This window comes from Streptococcus thalassemiae (assembly GCF_903645285.1).
GTDB lineage: Bacteria > Bacillota > Bacilli > Lactobacillales > Streptococcaceae > Streptococcus > Streptococcus thalassemiae.
In genome coordinates this window covers 60,425-79,921 of sequence record NZ_CAHJXN010000001.1, presented here as the reverse complement: position 1 = coordinate 79,921, position 19,497 = coordinate 60,425, and the positions used below count along the sequence as shown (strand labels likewise).

The window sequence follows — 19,497 nt, the reverse complement described above, 5'->3', positions numbered from 1 at the left end:
GTTGAAAGCGGATTTATGGTATAATAAGCATTGTATTTATTGTATATGAATCTGGAGAAAAAATCAAAGATATTTTTGACGGATAATATGAGAACAAGGGAGAATATATGACCTTAGAATGGGAAGAATTTCTAGATCCTTACATTCAAGCTGTTGGTGAGTTAAAGATTAAACTACGTGGTATTCGTAAGCAATATCGTAAGCAAAATAAGCATTCTCCGATTGAGTTTGTGACTGGTCGAGTCAAGCCAATTGAGAGCATCAAAGAAAAAATGGCTCGTCGTGGCATTACTTATGCGACCTTGGAACACGATTTGCAGGATATTGCTGGCTTACGTGTGATGGTTCAGTTTGTAGATGACGTCAAGGAAGTAGTGGAGATTTTGCATAAGCGTCAGGATATGCGAATCATACAGGAGCGAGATTACATTACTCATAGAAAAGCATCAGGCTATCGTTCCTATCATTTGGTAGTAGAATATACGGTTGATACCATCAATGGAGCTAAGACTATTTTGGCGGAAATTCAAATTCGTACCTTGGCCATGAATTTTTGGGCAACGATAGAACATTCTCTCAACTACAAGTACCAAGGGGATTTCCCAGAAGAGATTAAGAAGAGACTGGAAATTACTGCCAAAATTGCCCATCAGTTGGATGAAGAAATGGGTAAAATTCGAGATGATATCCAGGAAGCCCAGGCACTTTTTGATCCCTTGAGTAGAAAATTAAATGACGGTGTAGGAAACAGTGACGATACAGATGAAGAATACAGGTAAACGAATTGATCTGATAGCCAATAGAAAACCGCAGAGTCAAAAGGTTTTGTATGAATTGCGAGATCGTTTGAAGAGAAATCAGTTTATACTCAATGATAGCAGTCCGGACATTGTCATTTCCATTGGTGGAGATGGCATGCTCTTGTCGGCCTTTCATAAGTACGAAGACCAACTTGATAAGGTACGCTTTATCGGTCTTCATACAGGACATCTGGGCTTTTATACCGATTATCGTGATTTTGAGTTGGATAAGTTAATGACCAATTTGCAGCTAGATACCGGAGCAAGGGTTTCTTACCCTGTTCTAAATGTGAAGGTTTTTCTTGGAAATGGAGAGGTCAAGATTTTTCGTGCCCTAAACGAAGCCAGCATTCGCAGGTCTGATCGAACCATGGTGGCAGATATTGTCATCAATGGTGTTCCCTTTGAGCGTTTTCGTGGAGACGGGCTAACAGTTTCGACACCGACTGGTAGTACTGCCTATAACAAGTCTCTTGGCGGTGCTGTTTTACACCCTACCATTGAAGCTTTGCAATTAACGGAGATTGCCAGCCTTAATAATCGTGTCTATCGAACGCTGGGCTCTTCTATTATTGTGCCTAAGAAGGATAAGATTGAACTCATTCCAACAAGAAACGATTACCATACCATTTCGGTTGACAATAGTGTCTATTCTTTTCGTAGTATCGAGCGAATCGAGTATCAAATTGATCATCATAAGATTCACTTTGTCGCGACTCCTAGCCATACCAGTTTCTGGAACCGCGTTAAGGATGCCTTTATCGGCGAGGTGGACGAATGAGGTTTGAATTTATCGCAGATGAGCATGTCAAGGTTAAGACCTTCTTAAAAAAGCACGAGGTTTCTAAGGGGCTTCTGGCCAAGATTAAGTTTCGAGGTGGGGCTATTCTGGTCAATGACCAACCACAAAATGCAACCTATCTATTGGATCTTGGGGACCGCGTTACTATCGATATTCCCGCTGAGGAAGGCTTTGAAACTCTGGAAGCTATCGAGCGCCCACTGGATATTCTCTATGAGGATGACCACTTTCTAGTCTTGAATAAACCCTATGGAGTTGCCTCTATTCCTAGTGTTAACCACTCCAATACCATTGCCAATTTTATCAAGGGTTACTACGTCAAGCAAAATTACGAAAATCAGCAAGTTCACATTGTGACCAGGCTTGATAGGGATACTTCTGGCTTGATGCTCTTTGCCAAGCACGGCTATGCCCATGCACGATTGGACAAGCAGTTGCAGAAAAAGTCCATTGAAAAACGCTACTTTGCTTTGGTTAAAGGTGATGGATACTTGGAGCCAGAGGGGGAAATTATTGCTCCGATTGCGCGTGATGAAGACTCTATTATCACCAGACGAGTGGCAAAAGGAGGAAAGTATGCCCATACTTCCTACAAGATTGTAGCTTCTTATGGAAATATTCATTTAGTTGATATTCACCTGCATACTGGTCGAACCCACCAAATCCGAGTCCATTTTTCTCATATTGGTTTTCCTTTGCTGGGAGATGATTTGTATGGTGGTAGTCTGGACGACGGCATCCAACGGCAGGCTCTGCATTGCCATTACCTATCTTTTTATCATCCATTTTTAGAGCAAGATTTGCAGTTAGAAAGTCCCTTGCCGGATGATTTCAGTAACCTTATTAAACAGTTATCAACTAATACTCAATAAAACATATTAGAGTATAATTTATTATTTTAAAGGAGAAAACTCATGGAAGTTTTTGAAAGTCTAAGAGCCAACCTAGTTGGTAAAAATGTTCGCATCGTTCTACCTGAAGGAAAAGAACCTCGTATTCTTCAAGCTACGAAACGCTTGGTAAAAGAAACAGATGTTATTCCAGTCTTGCTTGGTAAACCAGAAAAAATTAAAATTTACCTTGAAATTGAAGGGATTCACGAGGGTTATGAAGTCATCGACCCTGACCACTACGCTAAGTTTGACGAAATGGTTGCTGCGCTCGTTGAACGTCGAAACGGTAAGATATCAGAAGAAGAAGCTGCTAGACTCTTACGTGAAGACGTTAACTACTTTGGTGTGATGCTAGTATATATGGGCTTGGTTGACGGTATGGTTTCAGGTGCACTTCACTCAACTGCTGCAACAGTTCGTCCAGCCCTTCAAATCATTAAAACTCGTCCTAATGTTACTCGTACTTCAGGTGCCTTCCTAATGACTCGTGGTTCAGAACGTTATCTATTTGGTGACTGTGCTATCAATATCAATCCTGATGCAGATGCCTTGGCTGAAATTGCAATTAACTCAGCAATCACTGCGAAAATGTTTGGTATAGAACCAAAAATTGCTATGTTGAGCTATTCAAGTAAAGGTTCTGGTTTTGGTGAGAACGTTGATAAGGTAGTAGTAGCTACACAACGTGCGCACGAACTACGCCCAGACCTTGAAATAGATGGGGAATTGCAATTTGACGCTGCCTTCCACCCTGAAACAGCAGCTTTAAAAGCTCCAGGAAGTAAAGTGGCTGGACAAGCAACTGTATTCATCTTCCCAAGTATCGAAGCTGGAAATATCGGTTACAAGATTGCAGAACGTCTCGGTGGTTTCTCTGCTGTAGGACCTGTTTTACAAGGTTTGAATAAGCCAGTTAATGACCTTTCACGTGGATGTAGTGCAGAAGATGTTTACAATTTAACCCTTATCACAGCAGCTCAAGCTGTTCATCAATAGTGAAAACTATAAAGCGATATACTATGCTATACTGTAGTTATGAAACTATGTACGAAAAGCACTGCCATTAACTCCTGAGAACTAAATTACTGATTGGTGTCAAAAAGGACAACTTCCAAGCGATAATATCCTGTCTATATACGACCTATAGACATCTGTAATATACATGTCCGTAAAACGATAAATTCCCTTTTTGATTTTAAATGAGTATGAAAAGAGAATTTTTTCATGAGAAAACGCATAATATTGAGTGCTTTGACACCTGCTATTATGCGTTTTTTATAATTTTTGCACCTTTCTTAGCCTTTGTTATCGACAAGTATTGTTCTAGCTCCTTGTTTTTAGAATGGCAATTTCCCAGCGAAAGCACCCAGTTTTTTCTTGGTAGTTTCATCGATTTGTTCAAGAGCAGAGTTGATGGCTTGAACGGTCATATCAGAAAGAGTTTCAAGGTCCTCTGGATCAACGACAGCTGGATTGAAATCAATGCTGACAACTTTCTTATCTCCAGTTAAGGTCGCTTGGACAAGGTCTTGAGCAGATTTGCCAACAAATTGCATGGCAGCAAGTTCGGCCTGGCTTTGTTCCATTTGTTTTTGAAGTTTTTGTGCTTGACGCATCATGTTTTGCATGTTCATCATAAGATTTCTAAAGTTCCTTTCATCTCAAGGGGATAATCCCTGTTGTTAACAAGTGCCTGATTTTCTCTCCTAATTGTTATTAGTAGCATAGCCATCAAGCCCAAGTATTGATTTTATTATACCATTTTTTTAAGACATAGTCTTTTATTGGTGAGAGTTATTTATGTCAAGGAGTAATTAGAAATAAATTAAAATAATGATTTTTGCTAATCGGGGCTCCATTCTAGTTTCATGGAAATGATTTTACTAAAGGTTCGTATGCTTTGTTTACAAAACATGTTACCTCTATCTATTTTTGGATAAATAGTTGTCTATTATTATTTTTATGCTAATAGTAAAATCTAAATGGTAGTCTACGATTTTTTAGAAAGAAAATGGTACAATATTTCTAAGAGAAAATACAATGGGAGGTAAAATGAGGTTATTACCTATAAGAAAAATATCACGTCAGTCTAAAAGGTTAGCACTTTTTTTGACCTTTTGTGCTGGATATGTGGATGCTTACACTTTTATTGTTCGCGGGAATACCCTTGTAGCTGGACAAACTGGAAATGTTGTCTTTCTTTCGGTAGAGCTAATACAGAATAATGTTTCGGATGTTAGGGATAAGCTTTTAACTTTAATAGCATTTATGCTGGGAGTTTTTTTACTAACCATTTATAAGGAAAAATTGAGAATTGTAAAAAAACCGATTCTGTCACTGATTCCTTTGGCAATCTTATCAATAATTATTGGTTTTGTTCCGCAGACTGTAGATAATATCTATCTAGTGCCGCCCTTGGCCTTCTGTATGGGACTGGTGACAACTGCTTTTGGAGAAGTATCGGGTATTGCCTACAATAACGCTTTTATGACAGGGAATATCAAACGGACCATGCTGGCTTTTGGAGATTATTTCCGAACCAAGCACACACCTTTTTTGCGTGAAGGATTTATATTTGTTAGCCTGCTTAGTAGTTTTGTCCTTGGCGTTGTCTTTTCAGCCTATTTGACGATTTTCTATCATGAAAAGACCATTCTTGGTGTTCCTATTATGATGAGCATTTTTTACCTTAGCATGCTTTTTGCCTCGTGGCAGAAAAAAGTAAAAGAAAAAGCTTGATTTTAGGTGTTATTACTTGTAAGAAAATAGGAGTTATGCTATACTTAGAGAGTTGACTATGCACGTTCCTGTGCAACCGCACGAACATCGTTGCTTGATTATTCAAGTTTAAGTGGTTCGTCCCACGATGCTAGGCGAGTCTTCACAAAAAATTCGGGGAAACCCATAAAAATCATAGGAGGTGCATAATGAGCACATACGCAATTATCAAAACTGGCGGAAAACAAGTTAAAGTTGAAGTTGGTCAAGCAGTTTACGTTGAAAAATTGAACGTTGAAGCTGGTCAAGAAGTTACTTTTAACGAAGTTGTTCTTGTTGGTGGTGAAAACACTGTTGTCGGAACTCCACTTGTTGCTGGAGCTACTGTAGTTGGAATTGTTGAAAAACAAGGAAAACAAAAGAAAGTTGTTACTTACAAGTACAAACCTAAAAAAGGTAGCCACCGTAAACAAGGTCACCGTCAACCATATACTAAAGTTGTCATCAACGCAATCAACGCTTAATTTTAAGGAGAACACATGATACAGGCAGTCTTTGAGAGAGCCGAAGATGGCGAGCTGAGGAGTGCGGAAATTACTGGACACGCCGAGAGTGGCGAATACGGCTTAGATGTCGTGTGTGCATCGGTTTCTACGCTTGCCATTAACTTTATCAATTCTATTGAGAAATTTGCAGGCTATGAACCAATCCTAGAATTAAACGAAGATGAAGGTGGCTATCTGATGGTTGAAATTCCAAAAGATCTTCCTTCACACCAAAGAGAAATGACCCAGTTATTCTTTGAATCATTTTTCTTAGGTATGGCAAACTTATCGGAGAACTCTTCTGAGTTCGTCCAAACCAGAGTTATCACAGAAAACTAACACGGAGGAAAACATTATGTTAAAAATGACTCTTAACAACTTGCAACTTTTCGCCCACAAAAAAGGTGGAGGTTCTACATCAAACGGACGTGATTCACAAGCAAAACGTCTTGGAGCTAAAGCAGCTGACGGACAAACTGTAACAGGTGGATCAATCCTTTACCGTCAACGTGGTACACACATCTACCCAGGTGTAAACGTTGGTCGTGGCGGAGACGATACTTTGTTCGCTAAAGTTGAAGGCGTAGTACGCTTTGAACGTAAAGGACGCGATAAAAAACAAGTTTCTGTTTACCCAATCGCTAAATAAAAAGGTTCAGTGAACCTTTTTATCCCGAGCCTTGAATTGTAAAGGTGAGGAAGCTAGAAGTAGCATAAAAACAGGCTTTCCGAGTTTTCGGAGAGCCTATTTTTTTGTTTTGGTACCCATACTTTTTAATATGTATAGTGGATTGAATCTGGAATAGAACACTGTTAAAAATTGATTTGAGTTTCCTACTCGATTTCTTCAGATTTTATTTCAATTGACTATAAGAACTGGTATCTGGTTTCAAATACTGGCTTGTCGTCCCTTCACTTGTCTGAATGGCTTGATTCGTTCCTTCTGATAAGGGAAAATGATATTCTTTAGCTGAAACTGTCTGAGAATCCAAGCTAACAGATGGAAAGAAAAATAGCTCCAATCTGAATCACACTGGATGGGAGTTGTTGAAAAGCAGTTATCTAGTTTTTCTTTTCTACTTTGGCTTTTTTTCTTTGTCATCAGGGAAAGTGACTTGCTTCAAATCAGGGAGTTTAGGAAACTCTTCAAACATCTTGTTCAAGTTGTCTAGTTTTGTAAATTTTGCAGCCATAGGTGTACCTCGATTCTAAATTCTACCTTTTCGACACCAATTAGTAATTTAAAGTTCTCAGGAGTTAGTTTCATTGCTTTTTCATACATAAGGATAGTATGACATTTTATGGTTATTGAACAAGTCTAATCACTCCTTTCAAACTTTTGAAGATGTCCTACAAGTTTTTGAGAAGAATATTGCAAAGTTCATAGTTGAGCAACAATAGAGTGAAGTACTTTTTGAAAACAGCTACACTTCAGGTGAAAAAAACGACATTTCAGATTTTCTGATCCAGAAATAGCTATCGCTATGATATAATTAGTTTATGATTATTACTATTCCTATAAAAAACCAAAAAGATATTGGCACACCATCTGATTCAGTCGTTGTTCTCGGCTATTTTGATGGTATACACAAGGGGCATCAAGAATTATTTCGTGTTGCCAATAAGGCTGCGAGAAAGGATTTATTACCTATCGTCGTTATGACCTTTAATGAATCTCCAAAGATCGCTTTAGAGCCTTATCATCCGGATTTATTTTTGCATATTTTGAACCCTGCTGAACGTGAAAGAAAATTAAAGCGCGAAGGTGTAGAAGAATTATATCTCCTTGATTTTAGTAGTCAATTCGCTAGTCTCACGGCAGAAGAATTTTTTGCAACTTATATCAAGGCTATGAATGCCAAAATTATTGTTGCAGGTTTTGATTATACATTTGGTTCTGACAAAAAAACAGCAGAAGATTTAAAGGATTACTTTGATGGAGAAGTTATCATTGTTCCACCTGTAGAAGATGAGAAAGGAAAGATTAGTTCAACTCGTATCCGTCAAGCTATTTTAGATGGAAATGTGAAAGAAGCAGGAGAACTTTTGGGAGCACCGCTTCCATCAAGAGGGATGGTGGTTCATGGCAATGCTCGTGGTCGTACAATTGGTTATCCAACAGCTAATTTAGTGCTTTTAGACCGCACTTATATGCCAGCAGATGGCGTTTATGTCGTTGATGTTGAGATTCAAAGACAGAAGTATCGTGCTATGGCTAGTGTCGGGAAAAACGTGACCTTTGATGGAGAAGAAGCACGTTTTGAAGTCAATATTTTTGATTTTAATCAAGATATTTATGGGGAAACCGTCATGGTTTATTGGCTTGATCGCATTCGAGATATGACCAAATTTGACTCAGTTGACCAATTAGTGGATCAGTTAAAGGCTGATGAAGAAGTAGCTCGAAATTGGTCTTAAGAGCTTGAGTAAACAAAAAAGAGGTTGTTTGTAACCCAAAAGATAGATGATTTAGTCTAACTTTTGAGGTCACGACATTACCTCTTTTTATTCTTTTTCAAAGGTAAATCCTTCTCCAAGGATTTCGTGGGCTTCTGTAATGGTTATAAAGGCTTGAGGATCGATTCGATGAATCATTTCCTTCATTTTCACAATCTCATTTCTACCGACAATACAGTAAATGATTTTCAAATCTTTTTGACTATAGTAGCCTTGACCAGAAATAAAAGTAACACCTCTTCCTAGGTCATCATTGATCGCCTTAGCAAGTTGGTCAGGACGTTTTGTGATAATCATAAAGCCTTTACCTGCGTAGCCACCTTCGCCAATCAAATCAATAACACGCGAAACGATAAAATCAAATAAGAGTGTGTAGGAAACCAATCTCAAATCCTTGAAGATAAGGAGAATGAGCATGAGAATACAAAAATCTAAGATAAAAAGTAGTTTCCCCATTGATATATGAGTGTATTTGTTGAGAATACGAGCTAGAATATCAGTTCCGCCAGTTGTACCTCCAGCATTAAAAATAATTCCAAGGCCAATTCCCAATAGGATTCCTGCTATAAGGGCTGTGATTAGTAAATCACCTTGAAGATCAATATGAAGGGGAATACGCTCAAAAAAAGCCAACCAAGCTGACAAAGCTAAGGTTCCAAGTAAACTAGAATAGAGGGATTTGGCTCCAAATATTTTCCAAGCTAGGATGAAAAGGGGAATGTTAATCAGCAGGTTCATGAGAGAAACAGGTATTTTAAAAAGATAAAAGGTGATGAGGGTAATACCTGTCGCTCCTCCTTCAAAGAGATGATGAGGAACTACAAAATAAGTCAGCCCAAAAGCATAAATAGCAGCACCTAGTAAAATGGTTAAAATGGGATAAATTTTTTTAATCATAGGACACCTCTTTTCTTATAAGTTGATTATATCAAATTTTTACGGAAAATTTGAGTGACTCCATTAGGATTTTTAATCTTTTTTTGATATAATTAAAGGTAAGAAAACCAATCTGAATCCTAAAATAGAAAGATTGATACTATGACAAAAATTAAGATTGTAACCGATTCATCTGTTACTATTGAACCAGAACTCGTAAAACAATTAGATATTACAATTGTTCCATTATCTGTAATGATTGATAATGTTGTTTATTCTGATGCTGATTTGAAAGAAGAAGGTAAATTCCTTCACTTGATGCAAGAAGCTAAGAATCTTCCAAAAACAAGCCAGCCGCCTGTAGGTGTCTTCGCTGAAGTTTTTGAAGACCTATGCAAGGATGGTAGCCAGATTCTTGCTATTCATATGTCCCATGCTCTTTCGGGGACTGTAGAAGCAGCGCGTCAAGGTGCTAGCCTATCTACTGCCGACGTAACAGTTATTGACAGTTCCTTCACTGACCAAGCTTTGAAATTCCAAGTTGTTGAGGCTGCAAAATTAGCGCAAGAAGGCAAAGAGTTGGAGGAAATCTTATCTCATGTAGAAGAGGTTAAAAACCACACAGAACTCTATATTGGCGTTTCAACTTTGGAAAATCTTGTCAAAGGTGGACGAATTGGCCGTGTAACTGGATTGTTGAGCTCCCTTCTCAATATCCGTGTTGTCATGCAAATGAAAGACCATGAATTGCAGCCAATGGTTAAAGGTCGTGGAGCTAAAACTTTTAAAAAATGGTTAGATGAGTTGATAACATCGCTTTCTGAACGTTCTGTAGCAGAGATTGGAATTTCATATTCTGGTAGTGATGATTGGGCAAAAGAGATGAAAGAAAGCTTACAAGCTTATGTTGAAAAGCCAATTTCTGTTTTGGAAACGGGTTCCATTATTCAAACTCACACGGGTGAGAACGCTTGGGCTATTTTGGTACGTTACCACTCCTAAAAAAATAAATAAAATGGGAAGAAATAGCGTTTTTAACTTGACCTAAAAGGGATTTTAGGATATGATTATATTTGTTAATTAGAAATTATTTGGAGGAATCGTTAACATGGCAAACAAACAAGATTTGATCGCTAAAGTAGCAGAAGCTACAGAATTGACTAAGAAAGACTCAGCAGCAGCAGTTGAAGCTGTATTTGCAGCAGTAGCTGACTATCTTGCAGCTGGTGAAAAAGTTCAATTGATCGGTTTTGGTAACTTTGAAGTTCGTGAGCGTGCAGAACGTAAAGGTCGCAACCCACAAACTGGTAAAGAAATGACAATTGCAGCTTCTAAAGTTCCAGCATTCAAAGCTGGTAAAGCTCTTAAAGACGCTGTTAAATAATCAGCCTTTAAAAAGCCTATTGTATCAAGCTTTCTAGCTTGATCAGTAGGCTTTTTAATTATGAAATCTAGTAATAAATAGAGTTAAAAAGTTGAATGTTCCGAAAATATTGTATATATAGTAGTTGAATCTAAAATAGTACGAAACAATTTCTAAAATATTTATAGAAATTAATTTTACTTCCTCAATCGATTTGTTCTCATCTTATTTCAATCCGCTATACGTATGTATATAATGAAAAGAATTAAATAATAGAATTGTGCGATAACTATTTGAAGCAAGATTAGCTTGTTAGAAAATCCAACAAGATAGCGAAGGAATCTAATATAAATTTTACATAATTTACTTTATGTCACAAACCCTTCGCTAAAATACTTACCATTATCTTGAATGCCTTTGGGAAACATGCTATACTACTTGTATGATTATTTTACAAGCTAATAAAATTGAACGATCTTTTGCAGGAGAGGTTCTTTTTGATAATATCAACCTGCAGGTTGATGAACGAGATCGGATAGCCCTTGTTGGGAAAAATGGTGCAGGCAAGTCTACTCTTTTGAAGATTTTGGTTGGAGAAGAGGAACCAACTAGTGGAGAAATCAATAAGAAAAAAGATATTTCTCTGTCTTACCTAGCCCAAGATAGCCGTTTTGAGTCTGAAAATACCATCTACGATGAAATGCTTCATGTTTTTGATGACTTGCGTCGGACTGAGAAACAACTTCGTCAGATGGAACTGGAGATGGGTGAAAAGTCTGGTGAGGATTTGGATAAACTGATGTCAGATTACGATCGCTTATCTGAGAATTTTCGTCAAGCGGGTGGCTTTACCTATGAAGCTGATATTCGAGCGATTTTGAATGGATTCAAGTTTGACGAATCTATGTGGCAGATGAAAATTGCCGAGCTTTCTGGTGGCCAAAACACCCGTCTGGCTCTAGCCAAAATGCTTCTTGAAAAACCAAATCTCTTGGTCTTGGACGAGCCAACCAACCATTTGGATATCGAAACCATTGCCTGGCTAGAGAATTACTTGGTAAACTATAGCGGTGCCCTCATTATCGTCAGCCACGACCGTTATTTCTTGGACAAGGTTGCGACGATTACGCTAGATTTGACCAAGCATTCCTTGGATCGCTATGTTGGCAACTACTCTCGTTTTGTTGAGTTAAAGGAGCAAAAGCTAGCTACTGAGGCAAAAAACTATGAAAAGCAACAAAAGGAAATCGCTGCTCTGGAAGACTTTGTCAATCGCAATCTAGTCCGTGCTTCGACGACCAAACGTGCCCAATCTCGTCGCAAACAACTGGAAAAAATGGAACGTTTGGACAAGCCTGAAGCTGGTAAGAAATCAGCCAACATGACCTTCCAGTCTGAAAAAACGTCGGGCAATGTTGTTTTGACTGTTGAAAATGCGGCTATTGGTTATGATGGGGAAGTACTGTCAGAGCCTATCAACCTAGACCTTCGTAAGATGAATGCTGTCGCCATAGTTGGTCCCAATGGTATCGGAAAATCAACCTTTATCAAATCAATCGTGGAGCAGATTCCTTTTATCAAAGGTGAAAAGCGATTTGGGGCCAATGTTGAGGTTGGTTACTATGACCAAACCCAAAGCAAGCTGACAGCAAGTAATACGGTTCTGGATGAACTATGGAATGATTTCAAACTGACACCAGAAGTTGAAATCCGCAATCGTCTTGGTGCCTTCCTTTTCTCAGGAGATGATGTTAAAAAATCAGTCGGCATGTTATCTGGTGGCGAAAAAGCTCGTTTACTTTTAGCTAAATTGTCTATGGAAAACAACAACTTCTTGATTCTGGATGAACCGACCAACCACTTGGATATTGATAGCAAGGAAGTGCTAGAAAATGCCTTGATTGACTTTGATGGAACTCTTCTATTCGTCAGCCATGACCGTTACTTTATCAATCGTGTGGCAACTCATGTACTGGAATTGTCAGAGAATGGATCAACTCTCTATCTTGGAGATTACGATTACTATGTTGAGAAGAAATCAGAAGTAGAAATGATTCAAACTGAGGAAGCTTCAACCAGCAATCAAACAAAAGAAGCAAGCCCAGTTAATGACTATCAAGCTCAGAAAGAAAGTCAAAAAGAAGTTCGCAAGCTCATGCGACAAATTGAAAGTCTTGAAACTGAAATTGAAGAGCTAGAAAGTCAAAGCAAAGACATTTCTGAACAAATGTTGGAAACAAACGATGCTGGTAAACTCATGGAATTACAGACTGAGCTGGACAAAATTAGCCACCGTCAGGAAGAAGCCATGCTTGAGTGGGAAGAATTATCAGAGCAGGTGTAAAATGGAACATCTTGGAAAAGTATTTCGTGAATTTCGGACAAGTGGAAATTATTCTTTAAAGGAGGCGGCAGGCGAGTCCTGCTCTACCTCTCAGTTATCTCGCTTTGAGCTTGGGGAGTCTGACCTAGCAGTCTCACGTTTTTTTGAGCTTTTGGATAACATTCATGTAACAATTGAAAATTTCATGGACAAGGCAAGGAATTTTCACAATCATGAACATGTTGCTATGATGGGACAAATTGTGCCTCTTTACTATTCAAATGATATTGCAGGTTTTCAAAAGCTTCAAAGAGAACAACTTGAAAAGTCTAAGAGTTCGACGACTCCCCTTTATTTTGAGCTGAACTGGATTTTGCTACAAGGTCTGATTTGTCAAAGAGATGCGACTTATGATATGAAGCAGGATGATTTGGATAAGGTGGCAGATTATCTCTTCAAAACAGAAGAATGGACCATGTATGAGTTGATTCTTTTCGGGAACCTCTATAGTTTCTACGATGTGGACTATGTCACTCGAATTGGTAGAGAAGTCATGGAGAGGGAAGAATTTTATCAAGAGATTGGTCGCCATAAGAGATTAGTGTTGATTTTGGCCCTCAATTGTTACCAGCATTGTTTAGAGCATCTTTCTTTTGATAATGCAAGCTATTTTGAGACTTATACAGAGAAGATTATTGGTAAAGGTATTAAGCTTTATGAGCGTAATGTTTTCCATTATTTAAAAGGTTTTGCCTTATACCAAAAAGGACAGTGTAAAGAAGGTTGTAGCCAAATGCAAGAGGCTATGCATATTTTTGACGTACTAGGTCTTCCAGAGCAAGTAGCCTACTACCAGGAACACTACGAAAAATTTGTCAAAGATTAATTTTCCCAAATAAGGGAAAAAATAAAAAGCTCCTTTCGGTTTTGATACAATAGTTTCAAAATTTGAGAGGAGTTTTTATATGAATCGCTATGCAGTACAGTTAATTAGTCGTGGAGCTGTAAACAAGATAGGGAATATGCTCTATGATTATGGAAATAGTGTCTGGTTGGCTTCCATGGGGACTATCGGACAGACAGTTTTAGGAATGTATCAGATTTCTGAACTCGTCACATCTATTCTAGTCAATCCCTTTGGTGGAGTCATTTCAGACCGTTTTTCTCGTCGCAAGATTTTGATGACGACAGACCTTGTTTGTGGGATTCTTTGTCTGGCTATTTCTTTCATAAGGAATGATAGCTGGATGATTGGAGCTTTGATTGTTGCTAACATTGTGCAGGCTATTGCTTTTGCCTTTTCTCGTACAGCCAATAAAGCTATTATAACTGAAGTGGTGGAGAAAGATGAGATTGTGATCTATAATTCTCGCTTAGAACTGGTTTTGCAGGTTGTAGGTGTTAGTTCTCCTGTTCTTTCCTTCCTTGTTTTACAGTTTGCAAGTCTCCATATGACGCTACTACTAGATTCGCTGACTTTTTTCATTGCTTTTGTTCTAGTGGCTTTCCTTCCAAAAGAGGAAGCAAAAGTTCAAGAGAAAAAGGCTTTTACTGGGAGAGATATTTTTGTAGATATCAAGGATGGGTTACACTATATCTGGCATCAGCAAGAAATTTTCTTCCTTTTGCTGGTAGCTTCCAGCGTTAATTTCTTTTTTGCCGCTTTTGAATTTCTACTTCCCTTTTCGAATCAGCTTTACGGGTCAGAAGGAGCCTATGCAAGCATTTTAACTATGGGGGCTATTGGTTCCATCATTGGGGCTCTTCTAGCTAGTAAAATTAAAGCTAATGTTTATAATCTTTTGATTTTATTGGCTTTGACAGGTGTCGGAGTTTTTATGATGGGATTACCACTTCCAAATTTGCTTTCCTTTTCTGGAAATTTAGTTTGTGAATTGTTTATGACGATTTTTAATATTCACTTTTTTACTCAAGTACAAACCAAGGTTGAGAGAGAATTTCTTGGGAGAGTACTGAGTACAATTTTTACCTTAGCTATTCTATTTATGCCTATTGCAAAAGGATTTATGACAGTCTTGCCAAGTGTACATCTCTCTTCTTTCCTGATAATTGGAAGTGGTGTTATCATCTTGTCTTGTATATCGTTTATTTATGTTCGAACTCATTTTGAAAAATTGATATAAGGCTGCTTGAGTTTCAAAAATAATTTCAAACTAAGTGTTTTTTCCGCCCTTCTCGTTTGTGAGGAGGGCTTGTTTTATGGTAAAATGGTCTTATGAATAAAAGAATGAATGAGTTAGTCGCCTTGCTCAATCGCTATGCGACTGAGTACTATACGAGTGACAATCCCTCGGTTTCAGATAGTGAGTATGACCGTCTTTACCGTGAGTTGGTCGAGTTAGAAACTGCCTATCCAGATCAAGTATTAGCAGACAGTCCGACTCATCGTGTTGGTGGCAAGGTTTTAGATGGTTTTGAAAAATACAGTCATCAGTATCCTCTTTATAGTTTGCAGGATGCTTTTTCATGTGAGGAGCTTGAAGCTTTTGATGCGCGTGTTCGTAAGGAAGTGGCTCATCCGACCTATATTTGTGAGCTGAAAATCGATGGCTTGTCTATCTCGCTGACGTATGAAAAGGGGATTTTAGTTGCTGGAGCAACACGTGGAGATGGTTCAATTGGTGAAAATATCACAGAAAACCTCAAACGCGTCAAGGATATTCCCTTAACTTTGCCAGAAGAACTAGATATCACAGTTCGTGGGGAATGTTACATGCCACGCGCGTCTTTTGACCAGGTCAATCAAGCTCGCCAAGAAAATGGAGAGCCTGAATTTGCCAATCCTCGTAATGCGGCAGCAGGAACCTTGCGACAGTTGGATACAGCAGTAGTTGCCAAGCGTAATCTTGCAACGTTTCTCTATCAAGAAGCCAGCCCGTCAACTCGTGATAGCCAAGAAAAGGTTTTGAAGCACCTAGAACAGCTCGGTTTTGTAGTTAATCCTAAGCGGATTTTGGCTGCAAACATAGATGAAATCTGGAATTTTATCCAAGAAGTAGGACAAGAACGGGACAATCTGCCTTATGATATCGATGGGGTGGTAATCAAGGTCAATGACCTAGCAGGTCAAGAAGAACTCGGTTTTACAGTTAAAGCGCCTAAGTGGGCAGTAGCCTACAAGTTCCCTGCTGAAGAAAAAGAAGCTCAACTCTTATCAGTTGACTGGACAGTTGGCCGTACCGGTGTTGTAACCCCAACTGCAAATCTAACACCAGTACAACTTGCCGGTACGACTGTTAGCCGTGCGACCCTGCACAATGTGGATTATATTGCTGAAAAAGATATCCGCAAAGCCGACACGGTTATCGTCTATAAGGCTGGTGACATCATCCCTGCTGTTTTACGAGTGGTAGAGTCCAAGCGGGTTTCTGAAGAAAAACTAGATATTCCTACAAACTGTCCAAGTTGTGACTCTGATTTGTTGCACTTTGAAGATGAAGTGGCTCTCCGTTGTATAAATCCGCGTTGTCCTGCCCAAATCATGGAAGGTTTGATTCACTTTGCCTCTCGAGATGCCATGAATATTACAGGCCTTGGTCCATCTATTGTTGAGAAGCTCTTTGCTGCAGACCTAGTTAAGGATGTGGCAGATATTTACTGTTTGAAAGAAGAAGATTTCCTACTTTTAGAGGGGGTTAAGGAAAAGTCCGCTGCTAAACTGTATCAGGCCATCCAAGCATCTAAGGAAAACTCTGCTGAAAAACTCTTGTTTGGACTAGGGATTCGCCATGTCGGAAGCAAGGCCAGTCAGCTCTTACTCCAACATTTCCATTCAATTGAAAATCTGGCTCAGGCAGATCCAGAGGAAGTGGCTAGTATTGAAAGTCTGGGTGGTGTGATTGCCAAGAGTCTCCAGACATATTTTGCGACAGAAGGCTCTGAAATTCTCCTCAGAGAATTGAAAGAAACTGGGGTCAATCTGGACTATAAAGGTCAGACAGTAGTAGCGGATGCGACCTTGTCAGGTTTGACCGTGGTATTGACAGGAAAATTGGAACGGCTCAAGCGCTCAGAAGCTAAAAGCAAACTCGAAAGTCTGGGTGCCAAGGTAACAGGCAGTGTTTCTAAAAAGACAGACCTTGTTGTTGCAGGAGCAGACGCTGGAAGTAAACTGCAAAAAGCACAAGAACTTGGTATTGAGGTTCGAGATGAAGCTTGGTTAGAAAGTCTGTAATGATCGTTTAAAAACAGAGTTTGGATCATTTGACTATGTCTGTTAATTGAGACGAGATTGGTCAAGAATTTATTAGTGAAACAGAAATAAAATAAAAAGGAAAAATAAAAATGTATACCTACCCTATGCGCATTCATTACCATCGCAAGAATGGTGAATACGGCACTTGCTCTTTTGTAAAGAGTAAGGATCAACGAATTGATTTACTAACTTACCAAGAAGATTATTTTGGTGCCTTATTTAGTTTTGAACACCCAAGCGTTCATCCCTTAGAAAGCTTGAATTTTGTGGTTCATACAGGTCAAACTAGTAAAGAATATGCTATCCGTTTTAATCACTATCCCCTATTAACAGAGGTCTGGATTTTGGAAGGCGATGATCGGATTTATTACTCTGAAAATCCTGCTATTGCCAGTCCTTTCTATAAAAATCAAAATCCTTTTGCCTTTGATAAGGCCATTAACAGTGCTAGTTTTGACCATCATTGGGGTTACCAAGGGGAATTGGGTTGCCGTGTAGAGGACAATCAGGCTCATTTTTCCCTTTGGTCACCAACAGCGACAGCAGTGCAGGTTGTGGTTTATGAATCAGCTGCTAATGATGCCTCTGTTTGGAAAACTTTTAATATGGAGAGAGGCAATCGCTACTCTTATAACCATAAGGACAATACTATTGGTGTCTGGAGTTTGGATGTTGAGGAAGATTTGACTGGTAAGGCTTATCAGTATCAGGTCCAATTCCCTCATCACCAAACACTGACACGTGATCCTTACACCATTGCGACCAGTCCTGATGGCAAACGTTCAGCTATTTTGAGTCATGAAGAAAAGCAAGTTGAAAACTTCGAGGTCAAGCATGGTTCTGATGCTGCTTGGCGTTTGGAAAATCCATGTAAGGCAGTTATTTGTGAAATGCATATTCGTGATTTGACCCAATCACCGACCTCAGGTGTAGATGAACATCTTCGAGGAACATTCTTGGGTGCTGCTCAGACTGGAACAGTTAACCAGTACGGTCAGTCAACTGCTTTTGATCACATCAAGAAGTTGGGCTACAATTATGTTCAGTTGCAACCAATTGCAGACCGTCACAAAGAATACGATGAGGACGGGAATGTGACCTACAACTGGGGTTATGACCCACAAAACTATAACGCGCCAGAAACTAGTTTTTCAACTAATCCAGATGATCCAGCTCAGGTCATTCGCGACTTGAAGACCATGGTTCAAGCTTATCACGATGCGGGCATTGGTGTCATTATGGATGTGGTCTATAACCATACCTTTTCAGTTGTTGATGCACCTTTCCAAACAACTGTCCCTGATTACTATTATCGTATGAATCCAGACGGTACCTTCCAGAATGGAACGGGTGTTGGAAATGAAACAGCCAGTGAACACGAAATGTTCCGCAAGTATATGATTGATTCTCTTCTATACTGGGTGCAGGAATACAATATTGACGGCTTCCGTTTTGATTTGATGGGGATTCATGATGTCAAGACCATGCAGATGATTCGTCAGAGCTTGGATGAAATCGACCCTAACATCATCCTCTATGGAGAAGGTTGGGATATGGGAACAGGCCTTGCCCCTTATGATAAGGCTAAGAAAGACAATGCCTACGAGATGCCAAATATTGGTTTCTTTAATGACAATCAGCGTGATGCTGTCAAAGGTGGAGAAGTTTACGGTGCAATTAAATCAGGTTTTGTCAGTGGTGCTGCGACAGAGCCAATTCTTGCCAAAGCAATCCTAGGCAGTCGTGAATTAGGAACCTATACACATCCAAATCAGGTGCTTAACTATGTAGAAGCCCATGACAATTACAATCTTCACGATTTATTGGCAACCCTTCATCCAGACCAAAGTTCAGAGCAAATCATGCGCAAGGTTGAGACAGCCACAGCCATGAATCTGCTCATGCAGGGGATGGCCTTTATGGAAATCGGTCAAGAATTTGGTCGTACCAAACTCGTTGCGACTGGTGATAATGGTGAGTTGACACACGATGATAGAGAGCGTGCGATGAATAGCTATAATGCTCCTGACAGTGTGAACCAAGTCAACTGGGATTTGATCAATGAGCGTCAAGACAGTATTGAGTTTATCCGTCAAGTCATCCGATTGAAGACAAAAACTGGTGCCTTTTCTTACTCTAGCTATGATGAAATTTACCATCATGTCTTTGTGCATTCTGCGATTGAACATAGCGGCTGCCTTATCTATGAAGTTCACGGCAAAGAACACCTCTTGGTTGTTGTGAATGCTAAATCAGAACCCTATCCATTTGAAAATGCAGGAAATTTAGCTATGTTGGTAACCAACAGTCGCTCAAAAGAAGACAATGTGTTAGATGATATTAGTCTAGCCGTCTTGAGTGTTTTATAAAGACCATCTATCTCGCTATTCTAACACATCATTGGAAGTGAACGAATAGAAAGAACTTAGCTGATAACTCACTTGTATAGAAAATTTGATAAATATTTTCATCAAACGTGTAAAATCAGGAAATTGTTTTCCTGA

Annotated in this window: 19 protein-coding genes, 1 pseudogene and 1 other annotated feature; of the genes and pseudogenes, 16 read left to right on the top strand and 4 right to left on the bottom strand. The window is 39.1% G+C overall.

The features are described 5' to 3' along the window. Positions 1–107: 107 nt before the first annotated feature. Genes yjbM through pta form a run of 4 tightly spaced genes read left to right on the top strand, consistent with a single transcriptional unit; the run spans position 108 to position 3,491 of the window. Complete coding sequence (yjbM, locus tag HWX15_RS00555) at positions 108–779, top strand: GTP diphosphokinase (RefSeq protein ID WP_175879944.1); 672 nt, start codon at positions 108–110, stop codon at positions 777–779. Next, on the top strand, positions 763–1,581 hold the full coding sequence (locus HWX15_RS00550) for an NAD kinase (protein WP_061424624.1): 819 nt from the start codon (positions 763–765) through the stop codon (positions 1,579–1,581). Before yjbM ends, HWX15_RS00550 begins: the two co-directional genes overlap by 17 nt. Then, complete coding sequence (locus HWX15_RS00545; RefSeq protein ID WP_175879943.1) at positions 1,578–2,474, top strand: RluA family pseudouridine synthase; 897 nt, start codon at positions 1,578–1,580, stop codon at positions 2,472–2,474. The genes HWX15_RS00550 and HWX15_RS00545 overlap by 4 nt, the downstream gene beginning before the upstream one ends. Positions 2,475–2,516: 42 nt before the next feature. Continuing rightward, positions 2,517–3,491, top strand: coding sequence for a phosphate acetyltransferase (gene pta / locus HWX15_RS00540; RefSeq protein WP_175879942.1), 975 nt, complete (start codon positions 2,517–2,519; stop codon positions 3,489–3,491). Positions 3,492–3,832: 341 nt separating this feature from the next. Here the strand turns inward: pta and HWX15_RS00535 are convergent, their stop codons facing one another. Further along, positions 3,833–4,132 carry a YbaB/EbfC family nucleoid-associated protein gene (locus HWX15_RS00535; RefSeq protein WP_000981526.1) on the bottom strand — a complete coding sequence of 100 codons (300 nt, stop codon included), beginning with the start codon at positions 4,130–4,132 and terminating at the stop codon, positions 3,833–3,835. Between the two features lie 403 nt (positions 4,133–4,535). Here HWX15_RS00535 and HWX15_RS00530 point away from each other — a divergent pair, with 403 nt between their 5' ends. The 4 genes from HWX15_RS00530 (at position 4,536) to rpmA (ending at position 6,407) form a co-directional block, all read left to right on the top strand. Continuing rightward, positions 4,536–5,234 carry a YoaK family protein gene (locus HWX15_RS00530; protein ID WP_173212676.1) on the top strand — a complete coding sequence of 233 codons (699 nt, stop codon included), beginning with the start codon at positions 4,536–4,538 and terminating at the stop codon, positions 5,232–5,234. Positions 5,235–5,298: 64 nt separating this feature from the next. Beyond that, positions 5,299–5,386: a sequence feature (ribosomal protein L21 leader region), on the top strand. Positions 5,387–5,422: 36 nt separating this feature from the next. Further along, complete coding sequence (rplU, locus tag HWX15_RS00525; protein WP_153219636.1) at positions 5,423–5,737, top strand: 50S ribosomal protein L21; 315 nt, start codon at positions 5,423–5,425, stop codon at positions 5,735–5,737. A gap of 15 nt (positions 5,738–5,752) precedes the next feature. Then, positions 5,753–6,097: a ribosomal-processing cysteine protease Prp gene (locus HWX15_RS00520; protein WP_000613699.1), complete on the top strand. Its 345-nt coding sequence runs from the start codon at positions 5,753–5,755 to the stop codon at positions 6,095–6,097. 16 nt (positions 6,098–6,113) lie between these two features. Beyond that, positions 6,114–6,407: a 50S ribosomal protein L27 gene (gene rpmA / locus HWX15_RS00515; protein WP_000916509.1), complete on the top strand. Its 294-nt coding sequence runs from the start codon at positions 6,114–6,116 to the stop codon at positions 6,405–6,407. A gap of 220 nt (positions 6,408–6,627) precedes the next feature. On the opposite strand, the pseudogene HWX15_RS00510 reads toward rpmA, so the two are convergent. Together HWX15_RS00510 and HWX15_RS09790 are read right to left on the bottom strand one after the other, a co-directional pair. After that, a pseudogene (locus HWX15_RS00510) lies at positions 6,628–6,765 on the bottom strand (TIGR03943 family putative permease subunit); the annotation flags it as partial. Positions 6,766–6,834: 69 nt separating this feature from the next. Further along, entirely contained in the window at positions 6,835–6,951 is a 117-nt protein-coding gene (locus HWX15_RS09790) for an SPJ_0845 family protein (RefSeq protein ID WP_112443675.1), read from the bottom strand. Between the two features lie 307 nt (positions 6,952–7,258). On the opposite strand from HWX15_RS09790, the gene HWX15_RS00505 reads away from it, so the two are divergent. Continuing rightward, positions 7,259–8,176 carry a bifunctional riboflavin kinase/FAD synthetase gene (locus tag HWX15_RS00505; protein WP_000587437.1) on the top strand — a complete coding sequence of 306 codons (918 nt, stop codon included), beginning with the start codon at positions 7,259–7,261 and terminating at the stop codon, positions 8,174–8,176. Positions 8,177–8,263: 87 nt separating this feature from the next. On the opposite strand, the gene HWX15_RS00500 is transcribed toward HWX15_RS00505, so the two are convergent. Continuing rightward, on the bottom strand, positions 8,264–9,112 hold the full coding sequence (locus HWX15_RS00500; RefSeq protein ID WP_050243034.1) for a YitT family protein: 849 nt from the start codon (positions 9,110–9,112) through the stop codon (positions 8,264–8,266). Positions 9,113–9,253: 141 nt separating this feature from the next. Here HWX15_RS00500 and HWX15_RS00495 point away from each other — a divergent pair, with 141 nt between their 5' ends. The 7 genes from HWX15_RS00495 (at position 9,254) to pulA (ending at position 19,362) form a co-directional block, all read left to right on the top strand. Beyond that, complete coding sequence (locus HWX15_RS00495; RefSeq protein ID WP_175879941.1) at positions 9,254–10,093, top strand: DegV family protein; 840 nt, start codon at positions 9,254–9,256, stop codon at positions 10,091–10,093. Positions 10,094–10,199: 106 nt separating this feature from the next. Then, positions 10,200–10,475 (top strand): HU family DNA-binding protein, encoded by a 276-nt coding sequence (locus HWX15_RS00490; RefSeq protein WP_001284639.1) that lies wholly within the window; start codon positions 10,200–10,202, stop codon positions 10,473–10,475. 421 nt (positions 10,476–10,896) lie between these two features. Beyond that, entirely contained in the window at positions 10,897–12,798 is a 1,902-nt protein-coding gene (locus HWX15_RS00485) for an ABC-F family ATP-binding cassette domain-containing protein (protein ID WP_175879940.1), read from the top strand. A gap of 1 nt (position 12,799) precedes the next feature. Further along, entirely contained in the window at positions 12,800–13,663 is an 864-nt protein-coding gene (locus HWX15_RS00480; protein ID WP_175879939.1) for an Rgg family transcriptional regulator, read from the top strand. Between the two features lie 79 nt (positions 13,664–13,742). Then, entirely contained in the window at positions 13,743–14,921 is a 1,179-nt protein-coding gene (locus tag HWX15_RS00475) for an MFS transporter (protein ID WP_175879938.1), read from the top strand. Between the two features lie 92 nt (positions 14,922–15,013). Next, positions 15,014–16,972 carry an NAD-dependent DNA ligase LigA gene (gene ligA, locus HWX15_RS00470; RefSeq protein WP_175879937.1) on the top strand — a complete coding sequence of 653 codons (1,959 nt, stop codon included), beginning with the start codon at positions 15,014–15,016 and terminating at the stop codon, positions 16,970–16,972. 110 nt (positions 16,973–17,082) lie between these two features. Continuing rightward, complete coding sequence (gene pulA, locus HWX15_RS00465) at positions 17,083–19,362, top strand: type I pullulanase (RefSeq protein ID WP_175879936.1); 2,280 nt, start codon at positions 17,083–17,085, stop codon at positions 19,360–19,362. The last annotated feature ends 135 nt before the right edge of the window (positions 19,363–19,497 follow it).